General features: G+C 39.9%; 16 protein-coding genes and 1 pseudogene. 13 read left to right on the forward strand and 4 right to left on the reverse strand.

Features of this window, described 5'->3' with window-relative positions; genetic code table 11:
* Positions 1-224: 224 nt before the first annotated feature.
* A complete protein-coding gene (locus tag DYE66_RS05030; RefSeq protein WP_002962273.1) occupies positions 225-500 on the forward strand; it encodes an HU family DNA-binding protein in 276 nt (91 codons plus the stop codon).
* 66 nt (positions 501-566) lie between these two features.
* Complete coding sequence (locus DYE66_RS05035; protein WP_003000081.1) at positions 567-752, forward strand: hypothetical protein; 186 nt, start codon at positions 567-569, stop codon at positions 750-752.
* 468 nt (positions 753-1,220) lie between these two features.
* On the opposite strand, the gene DYE66_RS05040 is transcribed toward DYE66_RS05035, so the two are convergent.
* A complete protein-coding gene (locus tag DYE66_RS05040; protein ID WP_003000212.1) occupies positions 1,221-2,156 on the reverse strand; it encodes a dihydroorotate oxidase in 936 nt (311 codons plus the stop codon).
* Between the two features lie 312 nt (positions 2,157-2,468).
* On the opposite strand from DYE66_RS05040, the gene DYE66_RS05045 reads away from it, so the two are divergent.
* From DYE66_RS05045 to recR, 5 genes are all read left to right on the forward strand, one after another.
* A complete protein-coding gene (locus DYE66_RS05045) occupies positions 2,469-2,771 on the forward strand; it encodes an ArsR/SmtB family transcription factor (RefSeq protein ID WP_019782451.1) in 303 nt (100 codons plus the stop codon).
* Positions 2,772-2,773: 2 nt separating this feature from the next.
* Positions 2,774-4,657 carry a heavy metal translocating P-type ATPase gene (locus DYE66_RS05050; protein WP_021673736.1) on the forward strand — a complete coding sequence of 628 codons (1,884 nt, stop codon included), beginning with the start codon at positions 2,774-2,776 and terminating at the stop codon, positions 4,655-4,657.
* 226 nt (positions 4,658-4,883) lie between these two features.
* The gene (locus DYE66_RS05055; RefSeq protein ID WP_019782449.1) at positions 4,884-5,576 is read left to right on the forward strand and encodes a phosphoglycerate mutase; all 693 of its coding nucleotides are present in this window, start codon (positions 4,884-4,886) and stop codon (positions 5,574-5,576) included.
* Positions 5,577-5,984: 408 nt separating this feature from the next.
* Positions 5,985-8,150 carry a penicillin-binding protein PBP2B gene (gene pbp2b, locus DYE66_RS05060; RefSeq protein ID WP_019787969.1) on the forward strand — a complete coding sequence of 722 codons (2,166 nt, stop codon included), beginning with the start codon at positions 5,985-5,987 and terminating at the stop codon, positions 8,148-8,150.
* A gap of 74 nt (positions 8,151-8,224) precedes the next feature.
* Positions 8,225-8,821 (forward strand): recombination mediator RecR, encoded by a 597-nt coding sequence (gene recR / locus DYE66_RS05065; protein WP_115324991.1) that lies wholly within the window; start codon positions 8,225-8,227, stop codon positions 8,819-8,821.
* A 26-nt stretch (positions 8,822-8,847) separates the two neighbouring features.
* Here recR and DYE66_RS05070 read toward each other — a convergent pair whose 3' ends face one another.
* Positions 8,848-9,147, reverse strand: a complete 300-nt coding sequence (locus DYE66_RS05070) for an ArsR/SmtB family transcription factor (RefSeq protein WP_115324992.1) — start codon at positions 9,145-9,147, stop codon at positions 8,848-8,850.
* A 135-nt stretch (positions 9,148-9,282) separates the two neighbouring features.
* Between DYE66_RS05070 and DYE66_RS05075 the strand changes: the two genes are divergently transcribed.
* The gene (locus tag DYE66_RS05075; protein ID WP_003000546.1) at positions 9,283-10,446 is read left to right on the forward strand and encodes an MFS transporter; all 1,164 of its coding nucleotides are present in this window, start codon (positions 9,283-9,285) and stop codon (positions 10,444-10,446) included.
* Positions 10,447-10,488: 42 nt separating this feature from the next.
* Here DYE66_RS05075 and DYE66_RS05080 read toward each other — a convergent pair whose 3' ends face one another.
* Positions 10,489-11,049 carry an NAD(P)H-dependent oxidoreductase gene (locus DYE66_RS05080; protein ID WP_003000265.1) on the reverse strand — a complete coding sequence of 187 codons (561 nt, stop codon included), beginning with the start codon at positions 11,047-11,049 and terminating at the stop codon, positions 10,489-10,491.
* Positions 11,046-11,642 carry a TetR/AcrR family transcriptional regulator gene (locus tag DYE66_RS05085; protein WP_115324993.1) on the reverse strand — a complete coding sequence of 199 codons (597 nt, stop codon included), beginning with the start codon at positions 11,640-11,642 and terminating at the stop codon, positions 11,046-11,048. The genes DYE66_RS05080 and DYE66_RS05085 overlap by 4 nt, the downstream gene beginning before the upstream one ends.
* 598 nt (positions 11,643-12,240) lie before the next feature.
* On the opposite strand from DYE66_RS05085, the pseudogene cas9 reads away from it, so the two are divergent.
* The 5 genes and pseudogenes from cas9 (at position 12,241) to DYE66_RS05110 (ending at position 19,874) form a co-directional block, all read left to right on the forward strand.
* Positions 12,241-16,599 (forward strand): annotated as a pseudogene (gene cas9 / locus DYE66_RS05090) (type II CRISPR RNA-guided endonuclease Cas9).
* The gene (cas1, locus tag DYE66_RS05095; RefSeq protein WP_003000172.1) at positions 16,599-17,465 is read left to right on the forward strand and encodes a type II CRISPR-associated endonuclease Cas1; all 867 of its coding nucleotides are present in this window, start codon (positions 16,599-16,601) and stop codon (positions 17,463-17,465) included. Before cas9 ends, cas1 begins: the two are co-directional and overlap by 1 nt.
* Positions 17,462-17,806, forward strand: coding sequence for a CRISPR-associated endonuclease Cas2 (gene cas2 / locus DYE66_RS05100; RefSeq protein ID WP_044123967.1), 345 nt, complete (start codon positions 17,462-17,464; stop codon positions 17,804-17,806). Before cas1 ends, cas2 begins: the two co-directional genes overlap by 4 nt.
* Positions 17,796-18,467: a type II-A CRISPR-associated protein Csn2 gene (gene csn2, locus DYE66_RS05105; protein WP_003000216.1), complete on the forward strand. Its 672-nt coding sequence runs from the start codon at positions 17,796-17,798 to the stop codon at positions 18,465-18,467. Before cas2 ends, csn2 begins: the two co-directional genes overlap by 11 nt.
* Positions 18,468-19,070: 603 nt before the next feature.
* Complete coding sequence (locus DYE66_RS05110) at positions 19,071-19,874, forward strand: Fic family protein (RefSeq protein ID WP_003000036.1); 804 nt, start codon at positions 19,071-19,073, stop codon at positions 19,872-19,874.
* Positions 19,875-20,044: the final 170 nt, after the last annotated feature.

Below are 20,044 nucleotides of genomic sequence, written 5' to 3' on the forward strand. Positions count from 1 at the left end.
GCTCCTGATGAAACTCCAAAAGCCTGTTCTCCCCAAGATTGACAAGAATTTTGGGGATTTTCTTTTACTTTCATACTTTTTCGCAAAAAAGGGCTATTTTATTGGCTAATCTGGCTTAAAATGACGTTTTATACTTGACCTAGGGGGGAAAATCAGATATGATAGTCTTTGTTAAAGCCGTTAGTTTCGACTTTGGGCTTAATAATATTTGGAGGATTAGTTAAATGGCTAATAAACAAGATTTGATCGCAAAGGTTGCTGAAGCAACAGAATTGACTAAAAAAGATTCAGCTGCAGCAGTTGATGCAGTCTTCTCATCAATTGAAGGTTTCCTTTCAAAAGGTGAAAAAGTTCAATTGATCGGTTTCGGTAACTTTGAAGTTCGTGAACGTGCAGCTCGTAAAGGTCGCAACCCACAAACTGGTGCTGAAATCAAAATCGCAGCTTCAAAAGTTCCAGCATTCAAGGCTGGTAAAGCTCTTAAAGACGCTGTTAAATAAGAAAGATTTCTTAATATCAAAAGAGGCTGGGACTTGTCCTAGCCTCTTTTTAGAAAAGTAAGGATAATGACGAAAACAACATTTTTAATCATTCTGGCTGTCCTCCTCGTTTTTATGGTCACCAAGTTTCTCCTTCTGGGCTATTTCTTTAAACTGTTTAAGCCCAAGGAGATGACCGATGAAGAAAAGCAGGCCTTTGACAGGGAAGTAGATGGTGAGGATGAGGACGAGGACTTTGAGGATTTGACCTAGTCTCAATTTGGCCCTGCTTATGGGCTGGCTTGCAAGGACCGAACCAGTAAAAGTAGCCCTAGTCGGAAGGAAATTCGAGATAAGTTGAAGATACAAAGGCCTCAAAAAAATCTATGACTTTAGGGACTGGATAAAAATCCTAATTTTCGGGATAGACATCCTCGGGCAGTCTCAGCTCTCCCTTGAATCAAGTTAAAACGACAGGCTCTCTCAATTTCGGGGCCTTTAAGCCCGTCTTCAGTCAAATAAAACGCATGGAAAGCAACTTATGACAGTTTCCATGCGTTTTTCTTTATCAGAAAGGCCATTTAGCCCTTATTTAGGATACCAACTGATGATTGTGGCTAAAGGCTAAAGGGTGCCTGACTCTACCGGTCTCTAACAAGTTGACCCAGCCAGCCGACCATCTAAAGCAGCTTCAAGAAAGTTAGCTTTGAGAGGCACAGCCCAGCCTGCTGACACCCTAATCTAGTCAATGTAATTGAGTTTACCGCGGAAGTCTTCTAGGGTTTGATAACCTTTTTCTACCATGATAGCTTGCAGTTCCTTGGTAATACGCTCGAAGACAGCTGGTCCTTCTTGATGGAGGGCTGTTCCAATTTGGACCATGCTGGCTCCGCAGAGGATATGTTCAAAGGCATCACGGCCAGATTTGACTCCGCCAGTTCCGATAATCTGGATGGACGGGTTGAGGCGTTGGTAGAAGGCGTGAACATTAGCCAGAGCCGTCGGCTTGACATAGTCACCTCCGATACCGCCAAAGCCATTCTTGGGCTTGATGACCACAGTTTCATCCTCAATGACCAGGCCATTACCGACCGAATTGATGCAGTTGACGAAGGTTAGAGGGTATTTATTGAAAATCGCAGCCGCCAGGTCGAAGTGGGCAATGTCAAAATATGGTGGTAGCTTGATGCCCAGGGGTTTAGTGAAATAAGAGAAGACCTGACTCAAAATCTGATCAGTCGTCTCAAAATCATAGGCAATCTGAGGTTTTCCTGGAACGTTGGGGCAGGAGAGATTGAGCTCCACCAAGTCCTCATAGTCGCTCTCTTGGACTGTTTTTAAGATGGTGTGGGTTTCTTCCTGGCTCATACCAACTAGAGACAAGAAATGGTTCTTGCTATCGGGTGCCTTTTGGAGCTCAGTGACATAGTCCAGATAGTAGTGGAAGCCTTGGTTGGGCAGGCCCATGGAGTTGATAGACCCCAGTTGGGTGTCGGCATAGCGAGGCTCTGGATTACCAAGGCGTGCTTCCAGGGTTCCCGTCTTGGTGACAAAGGAGCCTGCAGCAGAGGCCTCTATGTCTGCTAATTCTTCCTTGGTCATGCAATAAACTCCTGCCGCATTCATCAGGCAGTTGTCAAAGGTGAAGTCGCCAATATGTGTTGCTGTAGAAACCATAATAATCCTCCATAATAGTGGGCACAACGAGCTTTTTACGACTTCATTTTACTATTTGGCTTGCGACTTGGCAAGCAAGGTTAGTAATGGCAAGACCGTTCCGGCGACTTAAAAAATGCAGAGCCTGACCTGAAAATAGGAGACACTAAAGCTGGCAAGGAATAAGTCAAAAATGGAAATGCACCGCCTCCCAATCAGGATTTTTCTGACCAGTAGCAATCACGCTTTTCCTTGACAGTTATCAGAAGTATGGTAGAATTTAAGTGTAGAATATTTGAACATTTATTTAAATGATAAAAAGAAAGGACAAGCATGCCTGATAAGGAATTACTAGAAGAAGAGCTTTTAAGAGAAGCAGCAGATTTTTTCAAGGCCCTGGGCAATGATACCCGTCTGCAAATTATTTGGTGCCTCAGTCAGGGTGAAAAGAGCTCTGGCCAATTGGCAGAGGCTCAAGAAATGACCCCCTCAGCTATTTCTCACCAATTGACCCTTCTTAAGCAATTAAAAATCGTCAAGGTCAAAAAGAAGGGCAAGACTAGGCTCTACCAGTTGGCTGACGACCATATCTCTCGCATCATGCAGGCCGTCCTTGAGCACTATCAGGAGGATTAGCCATGCGTCAAAAAGATAAGAAATCTCTCATAAGCATTATGGTAACAGGCCTCTTACTCCTTTTGCTTTATGTCTTAAATGAGATGCTAGCCCTTCCCTTGATCTGGCAGGCCCTCCTTTATGCCCTTCCCTATCTTTTAGTGGGACATGGTGTTTTGCTGAAGGCTGGCCGAAAAATTCTCAAAGGACAGATCTTTAGTGAGCATTTCCTCATGTCCTTGGCAACTTTGGGAGCCTTTGCCCTTTCTTTCATGACAGGGCAGCCAGAATTTGCCGAAGCCGTCTTTGTGATGGCCTTTTACCAAGTGGGTGAGCTCTTTGAGCATTTGGCAGAAGGTAGTAGTGAGAGGTCTATCGCAGCTCTTCTGGATTTACGACCTGAACAAGCTCATCTGGCAAAGGACAATCAAACCCTTGACCTTTCCCCGAGTGAGCTTAAGCAAGGGGATGTTATCGAAATCCGCCCAGGTGAAAAGGTACCGGTGGATGGTCTCTTGCTTGAAGGCGTCACACAGATTGACACAGCAGCTTTGACAGGTGAAAATTTGCCTAAGAAGGTGGAGGTCGGCGACCAAGTCTTATCAGGGACCATCAATCAAACGGGCTTGATACGCGTCAAGGTTACTCGGGAGTTAGCTGAGTCAACCCTGACCAAGATTCTTGACCTGATGGAAAATTCAGCCAGTCATAAGTCCAAGAGTGAAAGCTTTATGACCAAATTTGCCAATTTCTATACCCCCTTAGTCGTCCTAGCAGCCTTGCTTTTATCGCTGATTCCACCCATTTTATCGGGAAACTTTGTAGCTACCTTTCCCGATTGGCTAAGCCGAGGCCTGACCTTTCTGGTCATTTCCTGTCCCTGTGCCCTAGTCATTTCTATCCCCCTGTCATTCTTTGGTGGCCTGGGGGCTGCCTCAAGGGCCGGTGTTTTGATTAAGGGCTCCAACTATTTAGAAAACCTGGCCCATTTGGAAACCCTGCTCTTTGACAAGACAGGAACCTTGACCCAGGGAGTATTTGAAGTGACCGCCCTTCATCCCAAGCGGGTTGATGAGAAGCGCCTCTTGCACCTAGCTAGTCATGTTGAGCGATTTTCCAGTCACCCCATTGCCCTCTCTCTACGTAGAGCCTATAAGAAGGAGGCTGACGACTGCACCATTTCAGACCTGGTCGAAGTGGCTGGTCGTGGTATTAAGGCAAAGGTCAATCAGGAGGTCGTGGCTGTTGGAAACGAAAGATTCATGACAGATTTGGGAATTAGCTGGGAGCCCTGCCAGAAAATTGGAACAATTGTCCACATCGCCATTGATGGCCTTTATGTGGGCCATATCGTGATTTCTGACCGCATCAAGCCCGATACCAAGACAGCCTTGGAAGAATTTAAGCAGGAAGGCATCACTCAAACCGTCATGGTCACTGGGGATAAAGAGTCGGTTGCCAAGACTGTGGCTCAAGACTTGGGACTCAGTTCTCATCATGCTGGTCTCTTGCCAGCTGACAAGGTGGCCTGTCTGGAAGGCTATCTCGCGCAAAAATCAAGCAAACATACAGTTGGATTTGTCGGCGATGGGGTCAATGATGCCCCAGTCCTCGCTCGCGCTGATGTCGGTATTGCCATGGGTGGTCTAGGCAGTGATGCTGCCATTGAAGCAGCCGATGTGGTCATTATGAATGACCAGCTGACCAAGCTGGCCCAGGCTATCAGAATTGCCAAGAGAACTGTAATGATTGCCCGTGAGAATGCCATCTTCTCCATCGCCATCAAAATTTTGGTCCTCCTTCTAGCAAGTTTGGGACTAGCCAATATGTGGCTGGCTATCTTTGCTGATGTCGGGGTTACTGTTCTTGCTGTCTTCAATGCCATGCGGACATTGAGACTAAGCTGAATTCAAGGGCAAACGAATTGGGCATCCGAGCAATTTAATCCAAAATAGACTAGATTTTTTAGGCCTTTTTGGGTAGAATAGTAGGAGTAAATGGCTTTAAGCCAAAATAATACCCTTCCAAAATCAAGCGGATGGAGCCTGGGCTGGTTAGGTCTAACCCAATAGGCCTAGAGGTCCTTAGCCTGTCTATCCTTGATTTTATGGTGTATAAAAAGGAGAATGACTAATGGTAAAATTAGTTTTCGCTCGCCACGGTGAGTCAGAATGGAACAAAGCTAACCTTTTCACAGGTTGGGCAGATGTTGACCTTTCAGAAAAAGGAACACAACAAGCAATTGATGCTGGTAACTTGATTAAAGAAGCTGGTATCGAATTTGACCTTGCCTTCACCTCTGTTTTGAAACGTGCTATCAAGACAACTAACCTTGCCCTTGAAGCTGCGGATCAACTCTGGGTACCAGTTGAAAAATCTTGGCGTTTGAACGAACGTCACTACGGTGGTTTGACTGGCCAAAACAAGGCAGAAGCTGCTGAAAAATGGGGTGATGATCAGGTTCACATCTGGCGTCGTTCTTACGATGTCTTGCCACCAGCTATGGCTAAGGATGACCAATATTCAGCTCACACTGACCGTCGTTACGCTTCTCTGGATGACTCTGTTATTCCAGATGCTGAAAACTTGAAGGTTACCTTGGAACGTGCCCTTCCATTCTGGGAAGATAAAATCGCTCCGGCCCTTAAAGATGGTAAAAATGTCTTTATCGGTGCTCACGGTAACTCAATCCGTGCCTTGGTAAAACATATCAAACACCTAGGTGATGATGAAATCATGGGTGTTGAAATCCCTAACTTCCCACCATTGGTATTCGAATTTGACGAAAAACTCAACGTTACCAAAGAATACTACTTGGGTAAATAAGTCAAAATACTAAGTAACTATAGAGAGGTACCAGAAAACACTGATTTTCTAGTACCTTTTTTGTCATTTTGGTAAGTTTGCTTAAACTTTCCTACTAACGAAAATGAAGTTAGAAAAACCGAGTATCAGGGTATGAGCTGAACGGCCCTCTTTATCCCACTTTTTTGTCTCCTTACAACAATGGCTGACTTAAGTCCGACGGCAGGCGACCTATCCTCTTAGAAAGCTATCCTATCTCTGGAAAAGGTCAGTTAGCTCAGATTTCTGGACCAAATTCTTTGTGGATTCTCTGGGCCTTTGATGAGACAGGACTGGGGAAATTTTAAAAATTCCTTAGCAAGAAGCCAAGTTTTTTTGCCTGATTTGTGATAAAATAAAACCACTAAACGTTATCGAAATGAGGAGATTATGGACCTGAAAAATCCGTTTAAAAGAGATAAAAAAGTTAAGGAAAAATCTGAAAAGAAGGGCGATAATAAGGCCTTGGCTAGGACGATGCGGAAGAAGTTGCGGAGGCGAACGGGCTTCCTGTCTAGCTTAACCAGCCGTCTCTACATTATCTTTGCCCTAGTCTTGACCCTGCTGACGGTGCTGATTGGGCGTCTGGCCTATATGCAAATTAGTCATCGGTCCTTTTATTTGGGCAAATTAAATAAGCAGACCACCTATACGGTTAAGCAGTCATCTGAGCGTGGCCAAATCTATGATGCCACTGGTCAGCCCCTGGTTGACAATGAGAAGAAAACCGTTGTCACCTATACTCGTAGCAATAAGGCGACAGCAGCGGATATTCTCAAAAATGCTAATGACTTGGCCAAAATGGTCAATCTGATAGAAACCAAGGTCTCGGATCGGCAAAAACGGGACTACTATTTGGCCGACAAGAAGCATTATGAGGCCATCTACGAAAAGCTACCCGATAAGGAAAAATTTGATAATTACGGCAATCGCTTGACCGAAGCCCAAATCTACAAAAATGCAGTTAAAGCGGTGCCTAAGAGTAAGATTGATTATTCTGATGAGACCCTCAAGAAGGTCTATATTTTCAATCAAATGAATAGTGCTTCAAATTTCAGTACGGTGAATTTAACGACGGGCGACCTGACGGATGACCAAATCGCCTATATTACGGCCAATAAGTCAAGACTGCGTGGTATCAGTATTGGTACAGACTGGAATCAGGAAGTCACAACCTCATCATCTTCTCTGTCCGATATTATCGGAACCCTCTCTAGTGAAAAGACGGGTCTGCCCGAAGAAACCGCCAAGGAATATCTGGCCAAGGGTTATTCTCTCAATGACCGGGTCGGCACCTCCTACCTGCAAAAGCAGTACGAGGATGTCCTCCAAGGCACTAGGACCACGACGAAAATTAGTGTTGATAATGACGGTAATGTGGTCAAGACCAAGCAGACCTCTAAGGGAACCAAAGGTAATAATCTAAAATTAACCATTGACCTCGGTTTTCAAAATGGTGTTGAAGGAATCCTCAATCAGTACTATGGTTCGGAAGTTTCCTCTGGGAATGCGGCCAATTCCGAAGGTGTCTATGCCGTCGCCCTCAATGCAGATACGGGTGCCGTTTTGGCTATGGCAGGGCTGGATCACGACAAGGATAGTGGCCAATTAACCTCTGATGCCTTGGGAAATGTGACTAGCGTCTTTGTACCAGGATCTGTTGTCAAGGGGGCAACCCTGACAGCTGGCTGGGAGACTGGTGCCATTTCCGGCAATCAGGTTCTGACCGACCAGACCATCAGTGTTAACGGGTCAAATGCTATTAAATCTTGGTTTACCGACCAAGGTAGTCGCTCCATTTCAGCGACCCAGGCCTTGGAATATTCTTCCAATACCTACATGGTTCAGGTTGCCCTCAAGATGATGGGACAAGACTATTATCCAGGGATGACCCTCAGCGATTCGGGCGTGGACGATACGATGACAAATCTGCGCAAAACCTACGCCGAATACGGAATGGGAACGACAACAGGTATTGACCTGCCAAATGAATCGGCTGGCTATACGACAAATGATTATAAGCCTGGTAATGTCCTGACCGAAGCCTTTGGTCAGTTCGATAGCTATACCCCTATGCAGTTGGCTCAATATGCTGCGACTGTTGCTAACGGTGGCAATCGAATTGCCCCTCACTTGGTCCAAGGTATTTACAATAATAATGCTGATGGTGGTCTAGGTGATCAAACCAAAGCTATTGATACCAATGTCCTCAATAAGGTTAACATTTCTGATGACCAGATGAGCCTGATTCAACAAGGTTTCTATGCCGTAGTCAATAGCTCTGATAGTTATGCAACAGGTAAGGGTATGCAAAGCTCCTCAATTTCCATTTCTGGTAAGACTGGTACAGCCGAAACCTTTGCGACAACGGCCAATGGCAATAGCGTTACAACGGTTAACCTTAATGTTGTTGCCTATGCGACCGCCAATGATGGCACTAAGGTAGCCGTTGCGGTGATGTATCCACACGCTAGCAATTCAGATACCAAGGCCCACCAATACATTGCCCGTGATATTCTAAACCTCTACCAATCCATGTATGGTGGTGGCCATTAATGTCAATAAAAGTTATAATAAAAAGGCTGGAAGAAATTTCCAGACCTTTTTATAATGTCTAAAAGGAGAGAGAAGTGCTTTATCCAACCCCGATTGCAAAATTGATAGATAGTTTTTCCAAATTGCCCGGTATCGGAACCAAGACAGCGACTAGACTGGCTTTTTATACCATCGGCATGTCTGATGGAGATGTTAATGACTTTGCCAAAAACCTCTTGGCAGCTAAGCGGGAGCTGACTTACTGTTCGGTCTGCGGCAATCTGACCGATGAGGATCCCTGTGCTATCTGTAGAGATAAAACCAGGGACAAATCGGTTCTTCTGGTTGTTGAGGAGAGCAAGGACGTGACGGCCATGGAGAAAATTCAGGACTATCATGGTCTCTATCATGTCCTCCACGGTCTCATTTCACCCATGAATGGAGTCGGACCTGACGACATCAACCTCAAGTCCCTTATCAACCGGCTCATGGATAGTCAAATCAATGAAGTTATTGTAGCCACCAACGCCACAGCTGATGGAGAAGCGACTGCCATGTACATCTCACGGGTGCTTAAACCCGCTGGCATCAAGGTTACTCGCCTAGCACGCGGTCTAGCAGTCGGCAGCGACATTGAATACACCGATGAAGTCACCCTTCTTCGGGCTATTGAAAATCGAACGGAATTATAAAAAACTAGATTGGCTTGAAAGCTGGTCTAGTTTTTTAATGTTTCTAAAAATGTGGGAAGTATGGTTCTGAAGATCCCTTCATTAAGTCGAACAAATTTATTCTGTCCCGCTTTTCGGGTTATGGTTAATCCTGCTTCACGAAGAGTTTTAAAGTGATAGGAAGCCGCAGATTTACTCATATTTAGTAAATCACCAATTTCACCACAAGATAGTTCATCCTGTTTTTGATATAGTATTCGGATAATTTGTAGTCTAATGGGGTCAGCAAGAGCTTTAAAGATTTTTACTCTAACTTCATCATCTTTGTTCGTTGATTTAATAGTCATAAAAGCATTGTACTATTGCTATTTTTAAAAGTCAATTTGAATTGTTCATTATCGTTGACAAGGGAAATAATGGGTGCTATTCTTTTGTTGAATAGTTCAAATACTATTTAACTATAAAAGGATTTAGAAAGCGTGATGGCTATGAAAAAATATTCAATTTTATTTTTCCTGACTATGTTTATCATTGGTACGGATACCTTCCTTGTATCTCCCTTGTTGCCGACACTAAGCAAACTTTATAACGTTGATATTTCAACTTCTGGTTGGATGGTTAGTGCTTATGCTATTGGATACGCCTTATTTGCCTTAGTTTCAGGACCAATTTCTGATGGTCGGGATAGAAAAAGAGTCATGATTTATGGCTTGCTGGCGTTTGCTGTATCGACCTTTTTATGTGGTTTTGCGACTTCTTTTCCTTTAATGTTGGCCTTTCGATTTTTAGCCGGTATTAGTGCATCCTTTGTGACACCTCAGGTTTGGGCTTCAATTCCTGTCGTTGTAGAAAAACAATATATTGTTCAGGTCATGGGCTATGCAACAGCAGGTTTATCAGTTTCTCAAATGGCAGGTGTCCCTATTGGTGGCTATTTGGCTAGTGTCTCTTGGCAAACACCTTTCTTTACCATTTCAATTGCTTCCTTAGTGTTGCTTGCCTTGATTCTTTTTTACTTACCGAAACTTGAGGTCAGTCAGGCTAATCGAATCTCCTTTTTGGATGCTTATAGGAATGTTTTGACTAACCGCAAATCGGTAAGTTATCTTGTCGCCTATTTTGTCTTCCAAACAGGCTCGTTTACGGCTATCACATTTATTTCAACTTGGTACACTCATAGCTTTAATATGACTTTGGCCAATATAAGTACAGCTATCATTGCAATAGGTGCTGGTAACTTAATTGGCTCTCTATTTGGCAGTCAAATTGTTAAACGGTATGGCATGCAAAAGACCTTTAGAACAGAGTTAATAACCTTGGTCATTCTCTATTTACTTTTACCCTTTGCTCAAAACTTTTGGATGGCAGAAATTTTATTGACGATAATTTATTTGACTAACGGTTTTATTTTTCCTTTGTTTATGACAACTTTACAAGGAACTGTCGAAAATGCTCGAAGTACAATTTCATCATTGTCAAATGCAGCTATGTACCTAGGTGAAACGATTGCTGGTGTTGTAGGTGGCATTCTCTTTACCATCTTTAGCGGTTTCTCTGGGATTTTCATTTTTGCGACGATTACCATTGCTCTAGCTTTGCTTTTATATACTCAAGCGGGGGCGTTTAAGAGGGAACCTGAACAATAAGGATCATAAAAAGCAATCCAAATGTGATTGCTTTTTAGCTGCTTAAATTTTTTGTGCCAGTAGACCAATCTTGTCTAATTGCTTACTAAGTATATCGTCGGAAGTTCCCCGCACGTAAGGGATAGCTGTCAATTTTGTCGGTTTGATGCCACACATAGCCAGAACCTGTTTTTTGAGGATATGACCATAGTCTTGCTGGAAAAGTTTAGCAAAGATAACTGGTGTATCATGGGTTGTGATAATCCAAGCTTTTTTGCCCTTGAGGTGGCCCACTGGCATAATCCCCTTGTAGGAATAAGCGAAGCCTGCCGCAAAGACACGGTCAATAAAGCCCTTGAGAATTGCTGGCATACCACCCCACCAGATTGGAAAGATAAAGATGAGTTGGTCAGCCCAAGTGATCAGTTGTCGATACTTTTCTGCGCTGGGGTCATCCTTCATATCTCGTCTGCGTTCGTAGTGAAGGACGGGGTCAAAATTTTCTTGGTAGAGGTCAAGGACTTTGATGCTGTGAGATTTTGGCAGGTTGGCTTGGACCCGTTTAAGAATTTCTCCGTTTAGGCTGGCTTCTTTAGGGTGGGCGGTAATGATTAAGATATTCATGCTTTGCCTCCTTTGATGTATATGGTTAACATGGTATCGATATTTTTTTGAATATTGGCCTGGCTTAGGTCTTGACCATTTTGACTCTGGGCTAAAATAGCCAGACCGGCGATATAAGACCAGAGATGAAAGAGGCAGTCATTCTCGGAGACCAGCAGATTTTCCTCATTCCTGAAATCTTTAACCAGTTTTTGAAAGGCTTGAAAACCTGGTAAATCACAGTCTAGCTCAACCTGATCTTCCAAAATTTCCAGATAGCTAAAAGGATATTTAACCAGCAGGACCTCAAAGAAATAGGGGGAGGTCTTGGCGAAGTTAATCAGATTAGCTCCCATCAGGGATAGTTGCTGGCGAGCGGGAAGTCGCTCGCTCAACCCCTCAAGACTGGCCTTGGCAAGTCTGAGAGAAATCTCTGCTAGGACGACCTTGAGATAGCCCTCCTTACTACCAAAGTGGCGGTAGGGAGCCCCATGACTAACCCCGCACTTTTGAGCAACCATCCGAATGGAGAGCTGGTCAATCCCCTTTTTCTCAATCTCAGCCACCCCAGTCGCAATCAGTTTCTGTTTGAGTTTTTCCGTATCTCTTTTCATAGGCTTCCTTTTTTGATAGCAGTGATTTTTATTTTTTGGAGAAAGTAGACAATGACTACCTTTTAAATATAGGGTAAGTATACACTGTCTGCTTTTATCTGTCAAGAGAAAGATTGACAGAATCTAAAGTGCCACGTTTAGTGAACATAATCATGATATAAAAATGGCTCCATCTATCTATCTATCTATCATAGGAGTAATTCCTCATTGTAGATAGTATGGAGTCAAATTAGTTTCGCTTATTGTTGTAATAATCCAGCAGTTTGAAATAGCTTTCCAAAAATTATCAATGGAATTGAGATCGCATATATTAAGCAGGAAAGTCTGTTCTCGTTTACGTTTTGAGTTATAATAAATTTTGTTTGTACAGTAAAAAAGTAAGTTTATGTACTAAAAATTAGTGCATTTTTTTTAAATGACGTGATATAATTACGGTATAAAAAAAGCGTCGAACTCAGGACGCATTTAATAATAATGTACGGATATACCTTATTTTAACTAAAGAGCATAAACTCTTTGCTGTGTTGTTTCGAAAAGTCCCAACACAGTTAGTATATCACGAATATTGTAAAAATCAAGGGGAAGAAGGAAAATGTACATGGAAAACCAACGAGGGAAAAGACAAAGAATTACTCATCAAGAACCATATTCAATTGGTCTTGACATAGGGACTGCTTCTGTTGGTAGTGCTGTCATAAATAATGATTTGACTGTCCCGCAAAAACGTTTTAAAGTTAGAGATATAAATGGAAATGTCATCAAAACTATAAAGAAAAATATGTCCTCGGTTCTTATCTTTGATGAAGCCAATCCCGCTAAAGGAGCCAGAACTAAAAGGACAAGTCGAAGAAGGTATACTCGACGTAATTTTAGATTGTTAGAATTAAAAAAATTATTTGAGAAAGAGATTGAGAAAATCGATCCTAACTTTTTTCACAGGATTAAAGAGGATTCGTTTTTCAATTGGAACGATAAAGAATTCGATAAGCATCCGTTATTCGGGAATTTAAAAGAAGAGAAAAAATTTCATAATAACTATCCAACTGTATTCCATTTAAGAAATGAGATTGGTAAGAATTCTTCGAAGAAGTTTGACTTGAGACTAGTATATCTAGCATTAGCACACATTATAAAATATCGTGGACATTTTCTTGATGAAACGTTTGATCCCGATGCCTCGGTTTCAGTGGAAAAAAGGCTGAATGACTTTATAGTGGAGTATAATGAATTATTTGATAAAGATTTGAGGAGCGAAGCAAAATTTTCAGAAATCTTGATGAGCGATTCCAGTAATTCAGTTAAAATTGAGTCTACTCTTTCTCTTTATCCCTCTGAAAAAAATACTATTTTTCAAGTCTTCTTGAAGCTTATCGTTGGGAATCAAGGGGATTTCAACAAATTTTTTAAAGACGAACTTGAATCGTCCTCTCACTCAGGCAAACTCGTATTTAGTTCAGACGAAGTGGAGGATGAAAAAGAAGAACTTATTAGCATTATAGGTGAAGATTATTTAGATATTATTAATCTCTGTCAGTCTCTATACAGTACAGTCGCCTTAGCTAAAATAATTAGTACTGATACAGGTGAGTCGAATACCCCCTTATCCGCCTCTATGGTGAAACGATATAACGAGCATAAGGGAGATTTGGCAAATTTAAAAGGAATTGTTAAGCATTTCATTCCAGAAAAATATGAGGAAGTATTTGGAGAACACTCAAAAACAGGCTATACAGCTTATATCAGAAATCCAAATAAAATGCCTGAAAAGAAATTTTATGACTATCTTTATCATGAGGGAGAAAAGGGTAAAATTTCAGGGATACTTTCTGATTCTAGAATTTATGAATTACCAGCTGTTCAAAAATTTATTCTAAAGATTGAGCAAAAAAGTTTTCTAAAAAAACAAAGAACCAAAGAAAATGGTTTGATTCCTTACCAACTTCACCTCAAGGAATTGAAAATAATTATAGAGAATCAGTCAGAATATTATCCATTTTTACATGAAATCGAGGAGAAGCTGGAAAAATTATTGACCTTTAGGATTCCATATTTTGTTGGTCCTTTAGCTCAAACAAAATATATTAATCCTAGATTTAATTGGTTAGTGAGAAAGTCGGAGGATCATATTAAACCTTGGAACTTTAGTGAAATAGTTGATGAGGAAAAAAGTGCTACGAAGTTTATTGAAAAATTAATTTCAAATGATCAGTTTCTCTTTGGCGAAAAGGTGCTTCCAAAGAGAAGTATTATTTATCAACAATTTTTAATTTTTAATGAATTGACGAAAGTTTCCTATCAAATAAAAGATGGGCCGTCAAGAAATTTTGATAGTGAAACAAAAGAAGAAATTTTTAATTCCCTCTTTAAGAAAAATAAATTAGGGTGTGTAACTGTAGTAGATTTAAAGAATTATATTAAGAACGATCAATGTCTTTCAGAAAAAGAGGATATACAAATTGAAGGAATAAAAAAGAAATTCAACAGTAGTTATTCGACTTATGCTGATTTATCAGAGATAAGCGGCTTAAAAGAACTTTTGGATGATGACACACAGTTGGACTTAGTTGAAGAAATTATTCGAATTCTAACAGTTTTTGAAGATAAGAAAATGCGAACCAAGCAACTTGAAAAGTTAAATCTACCTGCGAACGTGGATATTGAAAAACTTTGTAAGAAACATTACAAAGGATGGGCAAATGTTTCTAGACAACTGATTGATGGAATTGCAGATCGGTCTAGAGGATTTAAAAAGACAATTCTAGATTATTTGAAAGATGACGATATTCCAAATAATGATGCTTTCTCAACGAAAGTGCAAAAATCTTTGAATAGAAATTTTGCACAACTCATTACAGATAAAAGTTTGGATTTTGCAAGAAAATTAGATGAATCTTATAAGATTGATGTCAAAAAAGATTATCCATCATTAGTTGAAGATATTCCTGGAAGTCCGGCAATTAGGCGCGCAATATTGCAAAGTCTTTATACGGTAGATGAGATTATTGGTGTGATGGGTAGAATGCCTAAAAACATAGTAATTGAGATGGCAAGAACTAATGAAGTATCTGATAGTCCGAAGACTAGGAAGGAGCGAATAAAAAAACTAATTAAAGAAACTGAAAATGATGCAGATGCTTTGAATTTTGGAATAAGTAAAGTCAGTGAAATTTTTGATGAAGTCAAAAAAGACGAAAACTTGTTTAAAGAATTAGAAGTATATCTGTATTTCCTTCAAGAGGGTAAAGATATGTATGGTACTGAAACAAGAGAAGGGCACAGGCAACCTAAGGAGATTAATTTCTATGACGTGAAAAATTCTACTGGGAAGTATCATATTGATCATATTATACCCCAAAGCCTATACTCGGGGAACCCTCTAGATAATATTGTTTTAACAGAGTCAACCAATAACAAAATTAAGGATAAAGATGTTCCGGATGAGGCTACCGTATACGAAATGAAGAACTTTTGGCTTTATCTGATGAAAAAAGGAGCAATTTCGAAGAAAAAGTTTTCTTTTCTTACAAAAATCGAGCAAGGTGGATTATCTAATGAAGATAAGTTTGGTTTCATTAATCGTTAGTTAGTAGAGACAAGACAAATCACCAAACATGTTTCAAGGTTGCTTAATGCTTTATATGAGAAGGATGATGTTAGAATTGTGACCTTAAAGGCGAATATGGTAACTAAATTTAGGAAGCGGAATGGCTTATATAAATTTAGAGAACTAAATGATTTACATCATGCACACGATGCATATTTAGTTGCTGTTATTGCTACCAAACTGCTAAATGTTTATCCTAAAATTGAGAATGAGCTTGTCTATGGTAAATACAGAAAAGAAAGTTTTATAGAGAAACTTTCTTCGGATAAAGCGGAACAACGTGTTCAGTTTTATGATGCAATCATGAAATTTTTTGACAAAGAAGAAAAAAGATCACAAGATAATAAGGAAATCCTATGGCGAAAGCAGTCTGATTTAAAGGTGATTAGAGATTTCCTTGACAAAGGGCAAGTTAATGTTGTTCGTAAGACAGAAAAATCTACTCAAGGAATTGATAAAAAAGCAAAAAGGAATTACGGGCTATTTAAAGAAACAATTACCAAAAATAATAAACATGCTAAAGAGTCTGGTGAAAAATTTGTGGCTAGTATTCCAATTAAAGAAAAATTACATGGTAAAAAGTTAGACGTTGAAAAGTACGGCGGTTATCAGGGCTTAGTAACTTCATTTACTATCTTGATTTTTGAGACAGGTAAAAAGGGCAAATCAAAAATTGAAAATATCCCTATCTTTGACAGAAATAAGTTCGAAGAAAATCCCAAAGCTTATTTGAAAGAAAAATATCCTAATTTTGAGGATTATGTTGAGCTTCCAAAATATTCATTGCTAGAATTTAAAAAAGGGTATCGAAGATATTTAGTTAGTGCTAGAGAATTACACCCTGCATGCCAATTTAGGTTGCCAAAAAGGTATTGGAAGTTCATGTATAAAATGGACAAAATGATTGAGAAGGGTGTGTCAGACGATAGTAATATTCGAGAGGAACTAGGAGGAGTTAATGTAGAGAAAATGTATGAGGGGCTTTTAGAATATTGTATTTCCTTTATGAAGAGGAATTGCCTTGACAAAACTTTTAAGGATAAAAAGATATCATATTCAGAGACTTTGCAGAAAAACTATTATGATAAAGCTTTTTCAGACGCTAGATTTTCTTCCATCTGTGCTGTTCATATTGAATTTAGAAAATTACTCTCTGCACTCACAACAAAAGGTGGATCTACAACTGATTTCTTTTCGGAGAAGGGAGATAAGCCACTCGGATTTAGATATCAGGGTACAGGAGAGCTTAAACCTGATTCAAAAACTGGGGAAGCGAATGCTACCCTAATCCGTCAATCTATTACGGGCCTTTATGAAACACGCATTGATTTAGGAAAGTTAGGTGAAGATTAGTGGGCTGGCGGACAGTTGTAGTGAATACACATTCCAAGTTGTCTCATAAAAATAATCATTTAATTTTCAAAGACGCTTATCAAACCGAGCTTATTCATTTGTCTGAAATTGATATTTTGTTATTGGAAACGACTGATATTGTCCTGACCACAATGTTGGTTAAGCGTTTGATTGATGAGAATATCTTAGTTATCTTTTGTGATGATAAGCGATTGCTAACAGCCATGCTCATGCCCTATTATGCTCGGCACGACTCTAGTTTGCAACTCTCTAAGCAAGTGACTTGGACGGAGGAAGTTAAGGCAGATGTTTGGACAAATATTATTGCTCAGAAAATTCTAAACCAGAGTCTCTACCTAGGAGAGTGCTCCTTCTTTGAAAAGTCTCAGTCTATTATGGATTTGTATAATGGACTAGAACTATTTGATCCCAGTAATCGTGAAGGACATTCTGCACGGATTTATTTCAATACCCTCTTTGGTAACGATTTTAACAGAGAACAGGATAACAATATCAATGCGGGTTTGGATTACGGTTACGCCCTGTTATTAAGTATGTTTGCCCGGGAGCTAGTGGTATCTGGTTGTATGACACAATTTGGTTTAAAACACGCTAATCAATTTAACCAATTTAATTTTGCAAGTGACCTTATGGAGCCTTTTCGTCCGATTGTCGATAGAATTATTTATGAAAATAGAGAGGCTAGTTTTGTGAAAATGAAAAGGGAATTGTTTAACATGTTTTCTGATACCTATTCTTACAATAATAAAGATATGTATTTATCAAATATAGTCAGTGATTATACCAAGAAGGTTGTCAAGGCGCTTAATAGTGAAGGAAAGGGAGTTCCTGAATTTAGGATATGAGTTATCGTTATATGCGGATGATTTTAATGTTTGATATGCCGACTGAAACAGCAGAAGAGAGGAAGGCCTATCGAAAGTTCAGAAAGTTTTTGCTAAGCGAGGGCTTTATTATGCACCAATTTTCTATCTACAGTAGACTATTACTCAATAATTCTGCTAACAAGGCTATGAGAGAAAGATTACAAGCAAATAACCCGAAGAAAGGAACTATCACCTTATTGACAGTTACCGAAAAACAGTTCGCACGTATGATTTATTTACATGGTGAAAGAGATAACTCTATTGCAAATTCTGATAAGCGAGTTGTTTTTCTGGGAGAGGATTATTGTGATGAAGATTAACTTTCCAATACTTGATGAACCTATTTCTCTTGAACATTCCACCATTTTGTCAGTAGAAAGCATTGAGGTTTTTGCTTCCTTAGTCAGAGAATTTTATTACTACTCTGATGAGAGTAGGCTAAAGCTGTTTGATGGAAAGCTAAAGTCCCTAAAGCCTTCTGAATTTATGATAGTTACTGATATTCTTGGCTATAATCTTAATTCAACTGCTGTTTTGAAATTAGTTTATAATGATCTAGAAAAACAGTTAAATGATAACTTGGAAGCTAAGGCTGAGATTGAAAATTTATTAAATAGAGTAACTGACTTAATTGGTCAAGAATGTCTAGAAAGCGACTTAGACCTAGAATATGGAAGCTTTGAACTTAATAGCCTTTTCAAACTTCTTGGTATAAAAATTGAGGTAGCTTGTGACACTCTATTCGAAAAAATGTTTGAAATACTGCAAGTTTATCAATATCTGGTAAAAAAGAAATTACTAGTATTTGTTAATAGTCTGTCTTATTTTAAAAAGAGTGAGATTGAGAGACTGATTGAATATATTCAGCTTTCCAATCTTAGAGTACTTTTTATAGAACCAAGAAAGATTGAAGGTTTTCAACAATATGTTTTAGATGAAGATTTTTGCTTGTTGCTTGATAGTGGTGTTAAAGCTGAATAAGTTGTCTTAGGTTTTTTAGAGCTTAAACCGAACCTGTGCTACAAAGTTCACCGACGATAAGAACCTCAAGGAATTAGATTATTATACTTTCCAATTTAAGTACAACGAAGCTGGTAATTGTTGAATTAAACTAGTTTCTAGGGTATAATTGAGCTAGCTTTAAACTAATATAATTGGAATTCTATTCGAAACTGAAGTCTGGCTGAGATGAATAGTGCGATTACGAAATTTCGTGAGAAAAATTGGTCCACGAGGTTTTAGAGCTGTGTTGTTTCGAATGGTTCCAAAACTTGGTTGAAAATTGTAGCTATTTCTGGTCTGTTTTAGAGCTGTGTTGTTTCGAATGGTTCCAAAACAAGAAAAGCCTCAATCATTGACTTGTCACTGTTTTAGAGCTGTGTTGTTTCGAATGGTTCCAAAACTTGACTTAGATAGTTTTTACCTCTTAGCTGTTTTAGAGCTGTGTTGTTATAAAAGAGACGGTAATTCTTATACACCAATCCCTTCAGAGGGATGAAGTATTTGAATATCATCTCTTTTTATTGTCCAAACCTTCTTTTGTTGCTATACTAGACTTATGATTGACAAGGAAGGAGGCATCTTATGGATATATCCTATGATAAGATTGAGGCTGATGAAGGTAACCGCAGTCAGTATTGGCAGGTGGCCTTTGGCCTGCAGGAAACTGATGGGCTTCAGCCTTCTAGCTACATGAAGAATTTGGCCCGGCAACATATTGCTCAGGAGATTGATTTTCCGCAAATTTATTCGGAAGTAGAGAAGTATTATCAGAACCAATCGGATAAGTTGCCTCCTAGAAGTAAAGAGGCTGACCTTGTTTCTGCTAGGATTGTTGAATATTTGGAAGAAGCTAGCTTAGGTTTTAAGCCGACTCCCTATAGTTTAAAAAATATTCATGCCTTCCTCTTTAAGGGAATCATGTCTGTCGGTATGAAGGCTGGGGAATATCGGACCTATAATATCTCCAAGCAGGAGCCTGTCCTAAAAGGCCAATCAGTTATCTATGCCCCCTGGTTACAGTTAGCTGAAACCTTGCAATGGGATTTTGAGCAGGAATTGAATAAGGACTATTCAAAAATGACGGCTATTGAGAAACTCATGGCAGTTGAAGGGTTTATCTCAGGCCTTTGGCAAATTCATCCCTTCCCAGAAGGTAACACTCGGACGACTGCCGTTTTTACAGTCCTTTACCTTCGTTCCAAAGGTTTCTGGGTGGATAACCGTCCCTTTGCGGACAATGCCCAGTATTTCCGTGATGCCCTAGTTTTGGCTAATACTTCCGATACTAGCCTAAAAACTAGAAAACCACTGGATGAATTCTTTTTTCAACTGGTTTCTAGTGAGAAGCAGGCTAAAATTTTACCCTCGCTTAGAGAGCAAGATTAGCCTCAAATGCTATGACGATTTCGAAATGAAATAATAAGGACCTCACGATGAGGTGATGTAAGAAGCCCCAGCATAGCCTTGCTGAGGTTTTTTTCACGCCATCTGTGACTGATAACGAATTAGTGACACTTAGTCATTTTCTTTCTTTGTCAGACCACCAAGAAGGTAGT

Source organism: Streptococcus downei MFe28, assembly GCF_900459175.1.
In the GTDB taxonomy this organism is placed as follows: domain Bacteria; phylum Bacillota; class Bacilli; order Lactobacillales; family Streptococcaceae; genus Streptococcus; species Streptococcus downei.